Origin of the sequence: Butyrivibrio sp. CB08 (assembly GCF_003625485.1) — a bacterium.
Taxonomy (GTDB): Bacteria; Bacillota; Clostridia; order Lachnospirales; family Lachnospiraceae; genus Butyrivibrio.
Window position 1 is genome coordinate 119,247 of the sequence record NZ_RAIR01000001.1, and the last position, 17,593, is coordinate 136,839.

Genomic DNA, 17,593 nt, shown 5'->3' on the forward strand with positions numbered 1-17,593 from the left:
GCTCCCATTTTTATTACAGTATCTGTATTCCGTTCTTGGTAGCTTCCGCAACCATCTCTTCAGGCCAGATAGAACACTGAACCTCTCCGATATGGGCTTTTCTAAGGAAGAACATGCATATTCTTGACTGTCCGATTCCACCGCCGATTGTGTAAGGAAGTTCCTTGTTAAGGATTGCCTTCTGGAATGGAAGCTCGGCTCTCTCTGTGCAGCCTGCCTTCTCGAGCTGGCTCTTAAGTGAATCCTCATCAACTCTGATTCCCATGCTGGAAAGCTCAAGAGCGATGTCAAGAACAGGGTAGTAAACAATGATATCTGCGTTGAGCTGCCAATCATCGTAGTCTGGGGCTCTTCCGTCGTGTCTTTCGCCTGAAGCAAGCTCGTCGCCGATCTGCATGATGCATACAGCGCCCTTTGCCTTGGCAATGAAGTATTCCCTCTCTCTTGGAGTGTTATCTGGGAACATATCCTCAAGTTCCTGAGTTGTTATAAAGAAGATATCATCAGGAAGAATCTCTTCGATGTAGTCGTACTGAATGGACATGAATTTCTCGGTCTTACGAAGGACCTTGTAGACATTTCTTACTGTCTCCTTGAGGTAATCAAGGTTTCTGTCCTCTTTCTTAATAACCTTCTCCCAGTCCCACTGGTCTACGAAGATTGAATGTATATTGTCTGGAACCTCATCCCTGCGGACTGCGTTCATATCAGTATAAAGACCTTCGTACTCATTGAAGCCGTACTTCTTAAGAGCGTATCTCTTCCACTTGGCAAGAGAGTGAACGATCTCTGCAGGACGCTTATCCTCATTTAAGATGTCGAAAGAAACAGGGCGCTCTACGCCGTTAAGGTTGTCGTTAAGGCCGGATTCAGGGGTTACAAACAGTGGAGCTGTTACACGCTGAAGATTGAGCCTTGTTGACAGCATTCCCTGAAAAAAGTCCTTAACTGTCTTGATTCCGACCTGTGTGTCGTGGAGATCAAGAGCTGATTGGTAGTTCTTTGGGATTCTTAGGTTTTCCATGGTTTTATCCTTCCAATTGCCTTTTTATCATCATTTTACATTTAATAACTATTTGCAAAATTATGCAAGAAAAAAATGTAGGAAGACTTCAATAAATAGTACAAAAAAATTCACAAAAAGGTCACAAAAATCCCTTTACAAACCAAATCCAAAAAAGTATCATTCTAATTCGAAAACGTTATAGTAGTTTTTGTTTTATGTTTTAAGGAGTTATGAAATGTTAGGAGAGAATATTAAAAAGAACATTAAGCTCAGCCTTTCAGAGGTTGCAGATTTCGTCAGTGCAGCTACCAAGTGCGACTTTGACGTTGATATTTATTACAACAGATATGTAGTTGATGCTAAGTCAATTCTTGGAGTTATTGGACTTGATCTCACCAAGCCTCTCACAGTAGAGTACAGAGGCTACGATAAGGGCTTCGAGCAGTTTTTAAGTGCCCACGCTGCATAATAACAGCCAGGCCATGACAATTTGAGAATACGACAGAACACAGAGCTTCAAAGTGTGCAACAAAAGCGCACTTTGGAGCTTTTTTAGTGCATGGAAAAGGCTCCATCCCCGCCGCCGCTCCGGTTTTGGCTGCGCCCCTTGGGGGCAGGGCGGGCCCAAAGGGGCGCAGCCAAAACCAGAGCAGCGGCGCGGGCCATGTGCTATAATTTCCTGTATGGATATTAAACTTTCAGTCAGGGGCCTGGTGGAGTTTATACTGCGCTCCGGAGACATAGACAATAGAATACATCAGACTTCGGCAGATGCCATGCTTGAGGGTGGCAGGATCCATAGGATGATCCAGAAGAGTATGGGACCTGATTATCATGCAGAGGTTCCGCTTACTTTTGATAAGGATTTTGGGGAGTATCATCTGTTTATTGAGGGCAGGGCTGACGGAATCCTTGATAAATACATGGATGAGCAGAAGACTTCTGTGGAGCTTGGGCAGGAATCCTTTCTGGAAAAGAGCTCCAGGAAGCCCATGATAGATGAGATCAAGGGTACTTACAGGGATCTTGCGAGGATGAAGGAGGCAGTTCCTGTTCATCTGGCTCAGGCAAAGTGCTATGGCGCCATGTACCTTCTTGAGCGCCATTATACGGATGTGGACATAAGGCTTACATACTGCAACATAGATACTGAGGAAAAGAAATACTTCGATTCCTCCTATACCTATGATGAGATAGTGGGATGGTTCTATGACCTTATAGAAAAGTACAGGAAATGGGCTGATTTTGAGTGTGAGTGGGCCAAAAAGCGCACAGCATCCATCAAGGCTACAAACTTTCCTTTTGAGTACAGAGATGGCCAGAAGGACCTGGCTGCTGCGGTCTACAGGACAATTGTCCACAAGAAAAAGCTCTTTTTACAGGCACCTACTGGTACCGGTAAGACCATATCCACGGTATTTCCTACAGTCAAGGCCATGGGAGAGGGCAAGGTTTCAAGGATCTTCTACTTAACAGCCAAGACCATAACAGGATCTGTTGCAATTGAGGCCTTTGACACCATGAGAAAGACCCAGGGGCTTAAGCTAAAGAGCGCTGTCATAACTGCCAGGGACAAGATCTGCTTTATAGATGAGGAAAAGAGAAACTGTAACCCGGAGGCCTGTCCCTATGCAAAGGGCCACTTTGACAGGATAAATGACGCCATATATGACCTTCTGACCAGCGAAGATGCCTTTGACAGGGATAAGATCATAGAATACGCCCAAAAGTATGAAGTATGCCCATTTGAGATGTCTCTGGACATGAGTCTTTTTGCTGATGCCATAATATGTGACTACAACTATGTATTTGACCCATTTGTGTACCTGAGGCGCTTTTTTGCCGATGGCAAGGAGCATGACTACTGCTTCCTTGTGGATGAAACCCACAACCTCCTGGACAGGGGCAGGGATATGTACAGCGCGGTTCTTAAAAAAGAGAGCTTCCTGTCCTTAAAGAGTACCATTAAGGAGTTCCATCCAAGGATCGCAGGACACCTTGATAAGTGTAACAAGGCTCTTTTGGAGCTCAAAAGGCAGTGCGACGGCGACTATAAGATATACACTTCCATAGAGCCCTTTATTAATGCTCTTAACCGTTTATCCACCATTATGTCAGAATACCTTGAGGACCACGATGAAGGCCCCTGCAGAGATGATATCCTGCAGTTTTATTTTGATGTCTCAAGATTCCTTACCATATATGACCTGGTGGATGACCACTACGTTGTATATGGGGAGTTTGCTGAGGACGGAGGATTCCTCCTTAGGCTCTCCTGCATAGATCCTTCAAGTAATCTTTCTCTTTGCATGGACAGAGGCGTATCCACCATTCTCTTTTCAGCAACCCTTCTTCCCATACAGTATTACAAGGCGCTTCTTGGAGGCACAAAAGAGGATTTTGAGATATACGCAAAGACCATATTTGACCCCAAAAAGCTTGGAGTTTTCATAGGAAATGATGTGAGCAGCCGCTATTCATCAAGAAGCTACGACATGTACCACAAAGTGGCGGAATATATTGATTCTGTGATAAGGGCCAGACAGGGCAATTACCTGGTATTCTTCCCTTCTCACCAGTTCCTCTATGAGGTTTATAGTATCTTCGAGGAGGAGTTCTATAACCCGGAGGATACAGAGCTACTTGCCCAGACTTCCTTTATGACAGAAAAAGCAAGGGAGGACTTCCTTGAGAGGTTCTCATCTGGCAATGACCTTGATTTATCAAGCATTATCCACATGGATCTTGAAGTTGTGGAGGATAAAAATGTCCTTGGATTTTGCGTTATGGGCGGAATCTTCAGCGAGGGTATTGATCTTAAGAATGACAGCCTTATTGGAGTTATCATTGTTGGAACAGGAATACCTCTTGTCTGCAACGAAAGGGAGATAATAAAGGATTTCTTTGAGAAAAAAGGTCTCGACGGCTTTGACTATGCATACAGATATCCGGGTATGAATAAGGTCCTTCAGGCAGCGGGACGAGTTATCAGAACAGTAGATGATACGGGGGTTGCAGCACTTTTGGATGACCGTTTTCTTCAGGGCAGTTACAGAGCTCTTTTCCCAAGAGAATGGAGTGGATACAGAACAGTTTCGACCACTTCGGTCAAAAACGAGATTAGCCGCTTCTGGACTGAGATGGAAGAGAAAAAATAACCCGAATTCAGGGTAAAATAGCAAAAATGGATAAATTGAGTTGACATAAATTAGAATCGAAATAATTTATGTAAACCATCGATACAGTTAAGTTGTACGCAATTGTTGCTAAAATTAGTTAAATTGTCAGAAAACGATACAAAAAACAGTGTTAAAACGACTCTGGTGTCATGTGGATAACTCTGTGGAAATTGGGGATTATTACGAAGGTCGGATTTCAAATGCCGCATGAATAGGCATGAGGGATAAGTTGGTAAAACGTTCGCAAATCGATGTAAAAAAATACAACATGACCGAATTAGTCAAAGCATATATGTAAACCAAAATATTTACTGACGCCCCTGTCATAAAAAACGCCAGAATACTGATATTTTCTAACGATCTACAGGATTTAAGGCAATCTACGTCTTTCTTGATAGAGCACTAAGGATGTTGTAAAATATGTTTTAATATGTTGTTGGTTGGGGATCACTTGTGGAGAAAAATTCTTTTTCCACAATTCCAGAATGGAGCGCTATGCATATAGAAGATTTTGGCAGAGATGTTGTTCTTCTTAATGAAGAGATGCTGAAAAAAAGAGCCAAATTATCACAGGAATTTATGACCTGCTGCAACAAGATGGTGAAAAAAGCCAAAGAGATTGGCGATGATAACCTTCTTGGCTACAGCTATTATTTCCTTGCAGACGCTTACTATCTTCTTACCACCGAATATCGCAAGTTTAATATGAACCTGCTTAAGGCCATCGAATATCTTCAGATCTGTGGAGATATGGAGTACCTTGCCAGGTGCTATAACCTTCTTGGTATTGATGCTGTTAATCATGGCAACATTGAGCTTGCTCTTGATTTTTATTTAACTGCCCTTAAGTATGGTGAGACCCTGGGAAGCAGCAGTAACATTCCAGGTATCATCAGTTTTAATATAGGTAATCTCTATTTCAAGAACGGAGATGTGAAGCAGGCACTTCAGTATTCAAGGGCCGCCTACAAGGACATCCGCAAGAATAAAAAGGACTCTCTTTATTATAGAAACCTTCTTTATTGCTATTGCTTCCAGATCGACTGCTATATCGAGCTTAATAAGCCCGATTCTGTAGAGAAGTGCATGCAGAGCATCGAGCAGATGGAGCAGGATGAGCTCATAAGCCCAGAGGTATTCCAGGATCTTCCTGTTCTTGATATCAAGATGAGGGGATATCACTTCCTTGGGGAGACATCTTTTTATGAGAAGTATGCAGATCTTTTATCCTACCAGCTTCAGAATGGCAAGTTCCCATTAGACAGCATGGATGATCTTTACAATTCATGTCGCTTCTTTATGAAAGTGGGACGAGTCGGAGAGGTGGACAGGATACTGAACAATGCCAAGAGATCAGTAGATGACCTCAATATATATAACTTAAGGAAGGGATATGCCAAGGTCTGTGTGGAGTTCTATGACAAGATGGACAGAGCAGAGGACAAGACCAGGGCACTTACCGAGTATTTCCAGGCTTCCATTGCCCAGGAAAAAGAGAGTATCGCCAACTATCAGTTCTTTATGCACATCAGAAGCAGGCTCTCATCCATGGAGCAGGAGAATGTGCAGCTTCACAAGCAGGCTGAGACAGATCCCCTTACAGGTCTTGGAAACAGATACAGCCTCAACAAATACGCAGACATTGCCTTCGAGGAGGCATTTGCCAGCCAGAAGTCTCTGGCAGTAGAGATTCTGGATGTGGACAACTTCAAGCATTACAATGATACCTATGGCCATCAGATGGGTGATATGTGCCTTAAGAACGTTTCAGAAACGATACTTGAGATCAGCAAAGCCAATCCTAATGTTAAGGCCTTCAGATACGGCGGCGATGAGTTTGTTATCATTTATGAAGATATGACAGACGATCAGATCATGGAGATCGCTACAGGCCTTAGGGATCAGATAGCAGCCATCAAGATGGATGACAAAAAGAGCGGCAAACCAGTCAGTGTAACCGTCTCCCAGGGAATCAGAAACTCGGTCCCAAGTGAGACCAATAAGCTTTGGGATTACATGTACGCAGCTGACAACGCTCTGTATGATGTCAAGAAGACCAAGAAGGGAGAAGTGGTACTTCTGCACAAGGCCATCATTTCCCAGAAGTCCCTTGACGAAGCACAGCATAGCTAGTTAAAATAGTTACTCGTATAATTATGATATTTTTAGGAGATCATCATGAAAAAAGAACTCGAAAAGACCTATAATCCAAAAGACATAGAGGACAGGTTATATTCTAAGTGGGAGGAAAAGAAGTATTTCCACGCTGAGGTAGATGAGACCAAAAAACCATTTACCATCGTTATTCCACCCCCAAATATCACTGGTAAACTCCACATGGGTCACGCTTTTGACCAGACTCTTCAGGATATCCTTATCAGATGGAAGAGAATGCAGGGCTACAATGCACTCTGGCAGCCAGGTACAGACCATGCAAGTATCGCTACTGAGGTTCGTATCACAAACGAGCTCAAGAAGCAGGGTATAGATAAAAGAGAACTTGGCAGAGAGAAGTTCCTTGAGAAGGCCTGGGAGTGGAAAAAGGAATACGGCGGAACCATCGTATCCCAGCTTAAAAAGCTCGGTTCTTCATGTGACTGGGACAGAGAGCGCTTTACCATGGATGAGGGCTGTAACGAGGCTGTTACAGAAGTCTTCATCAAGATGCATGAGAAAGGCTACATATATAAAGGAAGCAGGATCGTAAACTGGTGTCCTGTCTGCAAGACATCCATCTCAGATGCTGAGGTTGAGTACGAGGAGCAGGCTGGTCATCTTTGGCATATCAAGTATCCTCTTATCGAGGACGACGGATCTGTTTCCAAGGATAAGTTCATCGAGTTCGCTACAACACGTCCAGAGACAATGCTGGGCGATACTGCTGTTGCCATCAATCCTGATGATGAGAGATATGCTTCATACAGAGGCAAGAAGGTACTCCTTCCTATAGTTAACAGAGAGCTTCCTATCGTTGAGGACAGCTATGTAGATATGGAGTTTGGTACTGGTGTAGTAAAGATCACACCTGCACACGACCCTAACGACTTCGAGGTTGGTAAGAGACATAACCTTGAGGAAGTAAACATCTTAAATGATGATGCGACAATAAACGCTAACGGCGGCAAGTTCGAGGGTATGGACAGATATGCAGCAAGAGATGCCATTGTAAAAGAGCTTGAGGAGATGGGACTTTTAGTTGAGATAGAGGACTACTCTCACAACGTAGGAACCCATGACCGCTGCCATACAACAGTTGAGCCTATGATCAAGGCACAATGGTTCGTTAAGATGGACGAGCTTATTAAGCCTGCAGTCAAGGCTGTAAAAGAGGGCGAGGTTAAGCTTATCCCACCTAGAATGGACAAGCTTTACTTCAACTGGACAGACAATATCAGAGACTGGTGTATTTCAAGACAGCTCTGGTGGGGACACAGAATCCCAGCTTACTATTGCGATAAGTGTGGCGAGGTAGTAGTTTCCAAGGAAGCTCCTACTGTTTGCCCTAAGTGCGGACATGAGCACCTTACACAGGATCCTGATACCCTTGATACATGGTTCTCATCAGCACTCTGGCCATTTGAGACCCTTGGATGGCCTCATGAGACACCTGATCTTAAGTACTTCTTCCCTACAGATGTGCTTGTAACTGGCTATGACATCATCTTCTTCTGGGTAATCAGAATGATCTTCTCAAGCTACGAGCATATGGGAACATTCCCATTTAAGACAGTTCTTTTCCACGGTCTTATCAGGGATTCTCAGGGCAGAAAGATGAGTAAGTCTCTTGGTAATGGTATCGATCCTCTTGATGTTATTGATAACTATGGAGCTGACGCTCTTCGTCTTACAATCGTTACAGGTAACGCTCCTGGTAACGATATGAGATTCTACAACGAGAGAGTTGAGAACTGCCGTAACTTTGCTAACAAGGTTTGGAACGCTTCCAGATTTATTATGATGAACATGAAGGATGATGCTCCTTCTGCTATTCATCAGCCACAGCCAGAAGGTCTTCTTGCTGAGGATCACTGGATCCTTTCAAGACTTAACTCAACCATCAGGGAAGTTACCGAGAACATGGACAAGTTCGAGCTTGGTATCGCTGTTCAGAAGGTATACGACTTCATCTGGGATGAGTTCTGTGACTGGTACATCGAGATGGTTAAGTCTCGTCTCTACAACTCTGACGATGCAGCATCTCACGAGGCAGCACTTTGGACACTTCAGACAGTCCTTATCAATGCCCTTAAGCTCCTTCACCCATACATGCCATTCATCACAGAGGAGATCTTCTGCACTCTTCAGGATGAAGAGGAGTCAATCATGATCTCTGACTGGCCAGTATACAAGGAGGAGTGGAACTACGCAGATGACGAGAGAGCAGTTGAGCTTATGAAAGAAGCTGTTCGCGGCATCAGAAACGTTCGTACACAGATGAACGTAGCTCCTTCAAGAAAGGCCAAGGTATTCGTTGTAAGTGAAAACAGCGAGATCCTTGATACCTTCAAGGCTGGTAAGCTCTTCTTTGAGTCACTTGCCTATGCTTCAGAGTCTGTATGCCAGAGCGACAAGAGCGGAATTGCAGATGATGCGGTATCTGTAGCTCTTGCTAACGCTACAATATATATTCCTTTCTCAGATCTTGTTGATATTCAGGCTGAGATCCAGCGTCTGACCAAGGAGAAGGAAAAGCTTGAAGGCGAGCTTGCTCGTTCCAAGAACATGCTCAGCAACGAGAAATTCCTCTCAAAGGCTCCAGAGAGCAAGATTGCAGAGGAGAAGGCTAAACAGGAGAAGTACCAGCAGACCTACGATCAGATTACAGAAAGACTGGCGCAGCTTAACAAATAAGTATGGACGACACTTTGTATTCATCAGTCTCTGAGCTTTTAGAGAGAGCTGATAATAACGCTAAGATTACAATTGCGGAGTGTGAGGAACTGCTAAACACAGTTCCTAAGTTCACTTCTAAGCATTCATTGGAGGAAACCAGAGCCTTTTTGGACTATCTGGGTTCCCCTGATGAAAATATCAAGATCATCCACGTGGCAGGCACCAATGGTAAGGGGTCTGTCTGCAGCTATATTTCTACAGTCCTTACAAAGGCTGATTACTCTGTGGGCCTTTTTACATCTCCTCATCTGGTTTCACTAAATGAGAGATTTGCCATAGACAATAAGCCTGTTGCAGAGGGCGTTTTTGTAGAGGTATTTGTGGAAGTGCTTCGCCGTGTTATGGAGTATGATGACCAGGAGTATTTCCCAACATATTTTGAGCTGCTTTTCTTTGTGGCTATGCTGCTTTACGATGTTTATCCAGTGGACTATCTCATTTTAGAGACCGGTCTTGGAGGAAGGCTTGATGCTACCAATTCTGTTACAAAGCCTGTTCTTTCAATCATCACTGAGATTGGCTACGATCACATGGAGTATCTTGGAACATCCCTTGAGGACATTGCGGCTGAGAAGGCCGGCATTATCAAGAAGGGTGTGCCAGTAGTCTTTTTTGACAAGAGAAAAGAGACTTCGGATGTGATCAAAAAAGCTGCTCTGGAGCAGGAAGTTCGAGCCATAGCAGTGGAAGATAAAAACATCGAAGATGTAGAGTTTGTAAGGGATGAAGGGGGCAACAAATACATTGCTTTTTCATATAAATCCCTTTATGATAAATATGCTGAGCTAAAATTAGCGACGCAGGCACTTTACCAGACCCAGAACGCTGCTGTGGCAGTGACAGCCCTTGAGATTTTAAGAGAAACAGGCGCTGAGATCTCTGAATTTGATATCAGAGAGGGTCTTCTTTCTGCGAAATGGAGCGGAAGGATGGAGGAGATGCGCCCAGGTATCTACGTTGATGGTGCTCACAACCTTGACGGCGTAGAGGCCTTTTTGGAGAGTGCCTCCAGAATAGAGTGCGAAGGCAGAAAACATCTTGTGTTTGGTATTATGTCTGACAAGCTCTACAAGGATATCATCAGTATGATCCTTAAGAGTGGGCAGTTTGATTCCATATATGTAACAATCCTTGAATCCAAGAGATCAGTATCCATGTCGGATCTTAAGATCGCCTTTGAGGACAGCAAGGATGAGCTTGGAATAATAGGACTTCCTATCAAGTATTACAGCAATGTAAGAGATGCAATAACAGATGTTATTACAATGAGAAAGTCCGGAGACTGCGTATTTGCTGCAGGTTCCTTATACCTGGTAGGGCAGATCAAGTCAGCTATCTAAACATATTTGATTAAGTGAGGTTACCAATGCTTAATTTTGAAGAGGAACTTAAGAAGTTCAAACCAAGTCTTGAAATAGAAGACGCTGAAGAAATTATATACAATCAGGATCTGGATGATATGTCAGATGTCCTTGTTAAGCTCCTTAAGGATGCCAAGGATGAAGCTGATTCTGCAAAGAGGACTAGGTAAAAATGGCAAAGACCAAGGACAGGCTGGCTAGCCTTTCTAATAGATTTTATAATGAGGGCCTTGAGAAGGCTAATGTGCGCGACATGACTGGCGCCATCAACTCTCTCAGGGACAGTCTTAAATTCAATAAGAACAATATTGATGCCAGAAATCTTCTGGGACTTATCTACTACGAGACAGGAGAGGTAGTTCCTGCTCTTTCCGAGTGGGTAATCAGTAAGAATCTTCAGGCCGAGGACAACGTTGCTGACAATTACATGGATATGGTCAGAAACAATCCTTCAGAGCTTGAGACCATCAATCAGACCATCAAGAAGTTTAATATCGCGCTGAACTATTGCCATCAGGACAGCCTTGACCTGGCAGTTATTCAGCTTAAGAAGGTGCTTTCTTTAAACTCCAAGTTTATCAAAGCCCATCTTTTGCTTGCGCTTTTATATCTTAACAACGGAAACTGGGACAGAGCCAAGATCGAGGCACAGAAGGCTCTTAAGCTGGATTCAGGCTCAGTTCTTGCAAAGCGCTATCTCAAGGAAGCGGACAGCATGCTTCTTCCTGGAGAGAGTGGCAAACTGGTATCAGATGTTGCTGCATCTGAGAGCGATGATGTTATCAGATACAACAGTGGCAATGAGATGATCATTCAGCCCATCAAGAAATCTGCCATCTCAAGATCCAATTCCATCTGGGGAATACTCCTTGGAATAGTTCTTGGTGTTGCAGTAGCATGTTTCCTTATACTGCCACAGCGCGTTCAGAGCATCAATTCCAGCAATCAGGAAAAGATCGCCAAGATCAGTGAAGAGTCAGATTCCAAGTCTGCTCAGATTGCCATGAACGAGCAGCAGATCTCAAGACTCAACGAGCAGATCGAGGAGCTTACTGCCCAGGTTACAGACTATGAGGGCGTTGACTCAACTTCAGCAGCCATGAACAGTCTTATGAAGGCTGTTGACATATACATGGAAGATTCATCAAATATTGAGGGAATGGCAGATGCCATGGCAGGTCTTGACCTTGATGCCATCAGCGGAGACGTATCACCAGAGTTTACCGCTCTTTATGATATGCTTATGACCAAGGTTGGTCCGGATCTTGCCAAGTCATACTACAATACAGGCTATGATGCCTACAAGGCTGAGAACTACGAGGTTGCAATCACAAACCTGGCTAAGGCTTACCAGTATGACAATACCAACGTCAATAACCTCTATTACCTTGGTAACGCTTATTATGCAAGTGGCGATACAGACAAGGCCAAGGAAGTGTTCGACGCAGTGATCACTAATTTCCCAAATACTCAGTCCGCGCAGGCTGCTGAGACGAAACTTGCGGAGATCAATAATTCAAATGGTTAATTTTTCAGACCTTAACTTTATATTTAGGTTTTTGCCTATATTTCTGATAGCATTCTATATCACACCAATCAGGTTTAGAACATGGACTCTTTTTTTAGGGAGTCTTTTGTTTTATGCAGTTGGAGATCTCAGGATGTTACCAGCTCTTTTGGCTGCAATTATTGTGAACTTCCTGTTTGGAAAGGCTCAGTTTGCGGAAAAGAGTAAGTCCATGCTCTTTTTTATCCTGGCTATCGATGCAGGTATGCTTATTGAGTTTAAGATCCTGGGACAGTTTGTAAACAGCTCTTTAATGCCAATCGGCATCAGCTTCTATATTTTCAAGATGATTTCCTATCAGATGGACGTCTATAGTGGGAAAATTGACAAGGAAGTGGCATTTATCGATGTTGCCACTTATTTTTCCATGTTCCCGCAGATAGTCTCTGGTCCAATCATGAGATATGACAGATATCTGGAAAACCCAATGTTAAAAGAATACGCAGCAGGAGAAAAGAGTATCCTTGCTCACATCGAGGATGGTCTTAGGTACTTTGTTCTTGGACTTGCCATGAAGGTTCTCATTGCAGACCACCTTTCAATGCTCTGGCACGATATAGGAACCATTGGCTATGAGAGTATCTCGACTCCTCTGGCCTGGCTTGGAGCCTACGCATACACTATGGAGCTGTACTTTGATTTCTGGGGATATTCCCTTATGGCTGCTGGAATAGGTGTGATGATCGGATTTCCTTTTATCATCAACTTCGATCAGCCCTATGGTTCAGGAAGTGTGTCTGAATTCTACAGAAGATGGCACGCAACCCTTGGAGCATGGTTCAGGGACTACGTGTATTTCCCACTTGGAGGCAGCAGGAAGGGGAATGGTCGCACCATCTTTAACCTCCTTGTTGTATGGCTTATTACCGGATTCTGGCATGGTATCACTCCAAACTTTATTCTTTGGGGAGTGATCCTGTTTGTGATAATAGTAATTGAGAAATATCTTGTATTTCCTAAGCTCCCGGAGGGGCTTGCCAGGGTTGTGGGTAAGTTCAACGTATTGGTTTTGATACCGCTGACCTGGGTAGTATTTGCTATCACAGACTTTGACATGCTGGCCATGTACTTTATGAGACTCTTCCCGTTCTTCGGACAGGGAATTGCTGTCAACGACAATGACTTTTTCAAGAACATCGGTGTTTACTGGATGATTCTTTTACCAGGCATCATTCTTGTTATCCCAAAGGTATTTGAATTCTGGGAGAACAGGCGAAACCACGTTGTGTTTAACATATTATGGATACTGCTATTCTGGTTCTGTATCTACAGCATTTCAGGTTCAGCAGGCAATCCATTCCTGTATTTTAGATTTTGATGGTGGCGGATTCTATAGTTTAGACCGCCAGGGTAGTGTGTTATGAAGTTTTTAAAGGAGTGTCCAATTTTAATAGGTATTGTGACGATAGCTGTGATTCTCACCGTTATCTCTTTTGCCTGCCAAAAACAGGTTTATTCGGACTACGCAGAAGAGACGGATCCGGTCAAGACTCCTGCGCTTGCACTGGTACTTAAGGGTGCAAGAGATGGAGTGTTCCCATGGAGCAGTGTATCTGACCAGGGGGAAGTGGTAAGTTCTGAAGGCGAATTGGTCGTTGCTACAGGCGAGGATGCAGGAACTGAGGGGGATACCACAGGTCAGGATGTCGAAACTGCCCAGGGACAGCAAGCTGGTCAGGATACAACTGATGATGGTCCTTCATGGCTTTATGGGGACGCCAACGAAGCGGTTTCTGACAATGACGTATCTGGTAACGACAGTGAGGAAGAAGTTTACGAGTTTACGGAAGTAGATGACGACTATTTTAGCGATGCACTCTTTATCGGAGATTCAAGAACTGTGGGCCTTTCAGAGTACTGTGAGCCTCTGGACGAAAGAGCTACCTTCTATTCCAAGGTATCCCTTACCATCTTTACTGCCATGAACAAGGATTTTGTTAAGACTGATGACGGTAAGATAACAGTAGATGAGGCCCTTCAGAAGAATAAGTTTGCTAAGATCTACATCATGCTTGGACTTAATGAGATCGGAACCGGAGATACCGAGTATTTCACCACAGCCTATAAGGAGGTTTTAGACAGGATCGTGGAACTTCAGCCTGACGCCATTATCTATATTCAGGGCATCATGCATGTCACAGCGGAGAAGGCAAACGGCGACAAGAACTTCAACAACGAGAAGATAAATGCCAGAAATGAGGCACTTGCCCAGCTGGCAGATCAGAAGACAATATTCTATATCGACATGAATGAAGCGGTGGACGATGAGGACGGAAACCTTGACAGTTCTCTTTCTTTTGACGGAGTTCATCTTAAGGCTTCCTCTTATGAGAGGTGGCATGAATTTTTGCTTCATAATGCCATAGTGAGGTGATAAAATGGCTAGAGAGATGACTTTTAAGATGGAAAGGCCGGGACTCCTTCATGAGGGAGACAAGGTCACAGTTACAGAGGGTGTTCTTCCCAGTAACTACTATTACACCATCGATCCATCCCTTGCTATGTCTGGTAATTTCCCATTCAGAGAGAGGATGCTTGAAAGAGAAGGCATCGTTACTAAGGTAGAAGAGAATGCAAGGGGCTACTACGTGACAGCAATATTTGGTAAGGAGGACTAAATTATGGAATACATCAAGACAGACAAGGCACCACAGGCAATCGGACCTTATTCACAGGCTATCAAGGTTGGAGATTTTCTCTATGCTTCAGGACAGATTCCTATCAATCCTGAAAATGGAGAGATTGAGGCTACAACCATTGCTGATCAGACAGATCAGGTCTGCAGAAACATCGGAGAGATCCTCCATGCAGCAGGAACAGACTTTGACCACGTAGTAAAGACAACATGTTTCCTGGATGAGATGAGCGATTTTGCTGCATTTAATGCAGTTTATGAGAAATACTTCACAGGTAAGCCAGCAAGAAGCTGTGTTGCAGTTCAGCAGCTTCCAAGAAACGTGCTTTGCGAAGTAGAGGTTATTGCATACCTTAAGTAAGGGGATTTTGCATGAAAAAAGTATTTGTTGCTGCAATTGCGGCCGGGGTTTGCCTGTCTATGACAGGATGCGGCTCTTTTGCAGGAAGACACAACATAGATTCTGGCTTTAGCTATATCGACAGCCACGAATATCAGAATGCCCTTGAGAGTTTTGCCGCTGCAACTGAGAATGGTGAAGATGAGTGCCTGATCCACAGAGGTCAGGGTATTGCCTATCTTCGCTCCGGGGAATATCAGCAGGCAGTGGACGAGCTTTTACTATCTCTTGCAAGTGATGAGGGAATAGTGGACGACATGGACTTCGACACCAACTATTACCTTGCAGAGGCGTACCTTGGACTTGAGGAATTTGGCAAGGCCAAAGAGGTTTACGACGCGATCCTGGCTCTTCGCAGCAAGGACAGCAACGCCTACTACTTAAGAGGCATAGCGGAGCTTGCTTCTGGCAATCACGACGGCGGTTATTCTGATTTCACCAAGGCTATAGCCCTTAACTCCAGAGATTATGAGATGATCATTATGATCTACAAGGCTCTCCATGAGTATGGCTATGAAGATGAGGCTACTGGTATCCTGCAGACAGCCATGAATAATGGCAGCGATTTCATGACCAACTTTGAGAAGGGTCAGATCTCTTTTTACCTTGGCAATAACGCCGAGGCCCAGAACTACTTGGAGGCCGCTAGGAATGAGAGAGATCAGGAAAAAGAGCCTGTCGTTATCATGCTGGGTCAGACCGGGGAAAAGCAGGGCGATTACAACTATGCCATAAGCGTTTACAGAAACTACCTGTCTGAGAATCCAGAGAGCGCAGTGGTGTACAACCAGCTTGGCATGTGCCAGATCAAGCAGGGAGACTATCAGTCTGCAGTTTCATCCTTTGAGACAGGAATTGCCCTTGATAACAAGGAGATGAATCAGGCTCTGTCCCTTAATCAGATCACTGCTTATGAGTATATGGGAGAGTTTCAGGTTGCAGCTTCCATGATGGAGGAGTACCTTAAAACTTACCCGGAGGATCAGGAAGCTCAGAGAGAAAATATATTTCTTTCTACGAGATAAAAAACTATTAATCTAAGGAGGATATGTAAATGGCAAAAACAGCAATCATCACTGGCGGATCCAGAGGTATTGGGGAAGCTATGGCGCTCAAGTTGGGAGAACTTGGTTACAATGTAGTTATCAACTACAGAAGTGAGTCTTCTAAGTCTCTTTCAGATGATCTTGCAGCTAAGATCAAGGATCAGTATGGGGTTGAGACCTTGGTAGTACGTGCTGATGTCAGCAAGTATGAAGACTGTGAGACGCTGGTCAAGGAAGCAGTTGCTAAGTTTGGTGACAAGATCGATGTTCTTGTTAACAACGCTGGTATCACCAACAACTGTAACTTCGTTGATATCACAAAAGAGAGCTACACCAATCTTATCAACACAAACCTTTTGAGTGCACTTCACATGACTCATCTTGTTCTTCCTTACATGGTTAACCACTCAACCAAGGATGAGCAGTGCTGCATCGTTAACACATCATCCATCGGAGGACTTATCGGCGTTATCAATCAGGCAGATTACTGCGCTTCTAAGGCTGGTCTTATCGGCTTTACAAGAGCTATCGCTCTTGAGTTTGCAGGAAAGGGAATCCGCTGCAACGCTATCGCACCTGGCATGATCATGACGGATATGCTTCGCGGAGTTAACCAGGATGAGCTTAAGGCTCTTGCAGCTACAATTCCACAGGGCTTTATTGGAGATGTTTCTGCAATTGCAGGCGCACTTGAATATATCCTTACTGCATCTTATCTGACAGGACAGGTTATCTCTCCTAACGGCGGTATCGTACAGCAGTAAGCTGATCTTAGAAAAAATGAAGGCTGTTGCCACTAAAAAAGTGGCAGCAGCCTTTTTATGTGTATCGCTATTATTCTGTGTAGTTTTTTATGATCATGCGGACGGTACGCTCCAGGTGGGGCTTTAATTCATCCAGAGAAACCGGGTCGTCGTACATAATGGAGCTGTAGCCTGTAGCGCCGATAAGCTCTATTATCTGAAAGAGCATTATCTCTGGATCCTTTATCTTTCCTCCCGCGTCCTCGATCATCTGATTGTAAACAGCATTAAAGTCTACATCTGAATCCGCGATGGGGTTGGTGAGAGCTCTTTTAAACACTGCCCAGGAAAGGTCCTTGTAGATGAAAGCAAGAAGGCCTTTGTTGGTAGCCAGCGCATCGAGGACATAATCCATGATGAAGATGATCCTGTCGTCAAACTTCTCAATGCCAGCCTTGACCATGGCTTCATAGGCCTGCATGAAGAGCTGGCTGGATTTGTGGGCAATGAGCCTGTTCCTGATGTCGTACTTGTCTTTAAAGTACAGGTAGAAAGTGCCCTTGGCAACGCCTGCTCTCTCAACAATATCTGAGATGGAAGTCTTATTGATACCCTTTGAGGTAAACAGCTCAAAGGAGGTATTAAGGAGATTCTCCATCTTTATTCTTTTGTTCTGATCAGCTTTTCCCATTTTGTGTTCCTTAACCTTCAATTTAATTGTATCATACCTTTTTCCAAGGCAGTAAACAAGGGTGAAAACTCT

15 protein-coding genes are annotated in these 17,593 nt (G+C 44.1%); 13 read left to right on the forward strand and 2 right to left on the reverse strand.

The features are described from left to right. Nucleotides 1-13 precede the first annotated feature (13 nt). Nucleotides 14-1,024 (reverse strand): aspartate--ammonia ligase, encoded by a 1,011-nt coding sequence (gene asnA / locus D6855_RS00615; RefSeq protein ID WP_120736985.1) that lies wholly within the window; start codon nt 1,022-1,024, stop codon nt 14-16. A 217-nt stretch (nt 1,025-1,241) separates the two neighbouring features. On the opposite strand from asnA, the gene D6855_RS00620 reads away from it, so the two are divergent. The 13 genes from D6855_RS00620 to D6855_RS00675 all read left to right on the forward strand — a co-directional run bounded on the left by D6855_RS00620 (nt 1,242) and on the right by D6855_RS00675 (nt 16,851). Further along, a complete protein-coding gene (locus D6855_RS00620) occupies nt 1,242-1,475 on the forward strand; it encodes an HPr family phosphocarrier protein (RefSeq protein ID WP_120736987.1) in 234 nt (77 codons plus the stop codon). Nucleotides 1,476-1,719: 244 nt separating this feature from the next. Further along, nucleotides 1,720-4,164 carry an ATP-dependent DNA helicase gene (locus tag D6855_RS00625; RefSeq protein WP_330546779.1) on the forward strand — a complete coding sequence of 815 codons (2,445 nt, stop codon included), beginning with the start codon at nt 1,720-1,722 and terminating at the stop codon, nt 4,162-4,164. A 516-nt stretch (nt 4,165-4,680) separates the two neighbouring features. Continuing rightward, nucleotides 4,681-6,318, forward strand: a complete 1,638-nt coding sequence (locus D6855_RS00630) for a GGDEF domain-containing protein (RefSeq protein ID WP_147368109.1) — start codon at nt 4,681-4,683, stop codon at nt 6,316-6,318. Nucleotides 6,319-6,363: 45 nt separating this feature from the next. Continuing rightward, nucleotides 6,364-9,036: a valine--tRNA ligase gene (locus D6855_RS00635; RefSeq protein ID WP_120736993.1), complete on the forward strand. Its 2,673-nt coding sequence runs from the start codon at nt 6,364-6,366 to the stop codon at nt 9,034-9,036. Between the two features lie 2 nt (nt 9,037-9,038). Beyond that, nucleotides 9,039-10,418, forward strand: coding sequence for a bifunctional folylpolyglutamate synthase/dihydrofolate synthase (locus D6855_RS00640; protein WP_120736995.1), 1,380 nt, complete (start codon nt 9,039-9,041; stop codon nt 10,416-10,418). Nucleotides 10,419-10,444: 26 nt separating this feature from the next. After that, nucleotides 10,445-10,609 (forward strand): hypothetical protein, encoded by a 165-nt coding sequence (locus tag D6855_RS16760; RefSeq protein ID WP_199712387.1) that lies wholly within the window; start codon nt 10,445-10,447, stop codon nt 10,607-10,609. A gap of 2 nt (nt 10,610-10,611) precedes the next feature. After that, on the forward strand, nt 10,612-11,967 hold the full coding sequence (locus tag D6855_RS00645; RefSeq protein ID WP_120736997.1) for a tetratricopeptide repeat protein: 1,356 nt from the start codon (nt 10,612-10,614) through the stop codon (nt 11,965-11,967). A gap of 133 nt (nt 11,968-12,100) precedes the next feature. Continuing rightward, nucleotides 12,101-13,324 (forward strand): MBOAT family O-acyltransferase, encoded by a 1,224-nt coding sequence (locus D6855_RS00650; protein ID WP_243111751.1) that lies wholly within the window; start codon nt 12,101-12,103, stop codon nt 13,322-13,324. Between the two features lie 42 nt (nt 13,325-13,366). Continuing rightward, nucleotides 13,367-14,380, forward strand: a complete 1,014-nt coding sequence (locus D6855_RS00655; protein WP_120737001.1) for a GDSL-type esterase/lipase family protein — start codon at nt 13,367-13,369, stop codon at nt 14,378-14,380. Between the two features lie 4 nt (nt 14,381-14,384). Then, on the forward strand, nt 14,385-14,624 hold the full coding sequence (locus D6855_RS00660; protein WP_120737003.1) for a hypothetical protein: 240 nt from the start codon (nt 14,385-14,387) through the stop codon (nt 14,622-14,624). Nucleotides 14,625-14,627: 3 nt separating this feature from the next. Next, on the forward strand, nt 14,628-15,002 hold the full coding sequence (locus tag D6855_RS00665) for a RidA family protein (RefSeq protein WP_120737005.1): 375 nt from the start codon (nt 14,628-14,630) through the stop codon (nt 15,000-15,002). Nucleotides 15,003-15,013: 11 nt separating this feature from the next. Next, the gene (locus D6855_RS00670) at nt 15,014-16,066 is read left to right on the forward strand and encodes a tetratricopeptide repeat protein (protein ID WP_120737007.1); all 1,053 of its coding nucleotides are present in this window, start codon (nt 15,014-15,016) and stop codon (nt 16,064-16,066) included. 29 nt (nt 16,067-16,095) lie between these two features. After that, nucleotides 16,096-16,851: an SDR family NAD(P)-dependent oxidoreductase gene (locus D6855_RS00675; protein WP_120737009.1), complete on the forward strand. Its 756-nt coding sequence runs from the start codon at nt 16,096-16,098 to the stop codon at nt 16,849-16,851. Between the two features lie 70 nt (nt 16,852-16,921). On the opposite strand, the gene D6855_RS00680 is transcribed toward D6855_RS00675, so the two are convergent. Continuing rightward, nucleotides 16,922-17,521 (reverse strand): TetR/AcrR family transcriptional regulator, encoded by a 600-nt coding sequence (locus tag D6855_RS00680; RefSeq protein WP_120738111.1) that lies wholly within the window; start codon nt 17,519-17,521, stop codon nt 16,922-16,924. Nucleotides 17,522-17,593 lie beyond the last annotated feature (72 nt).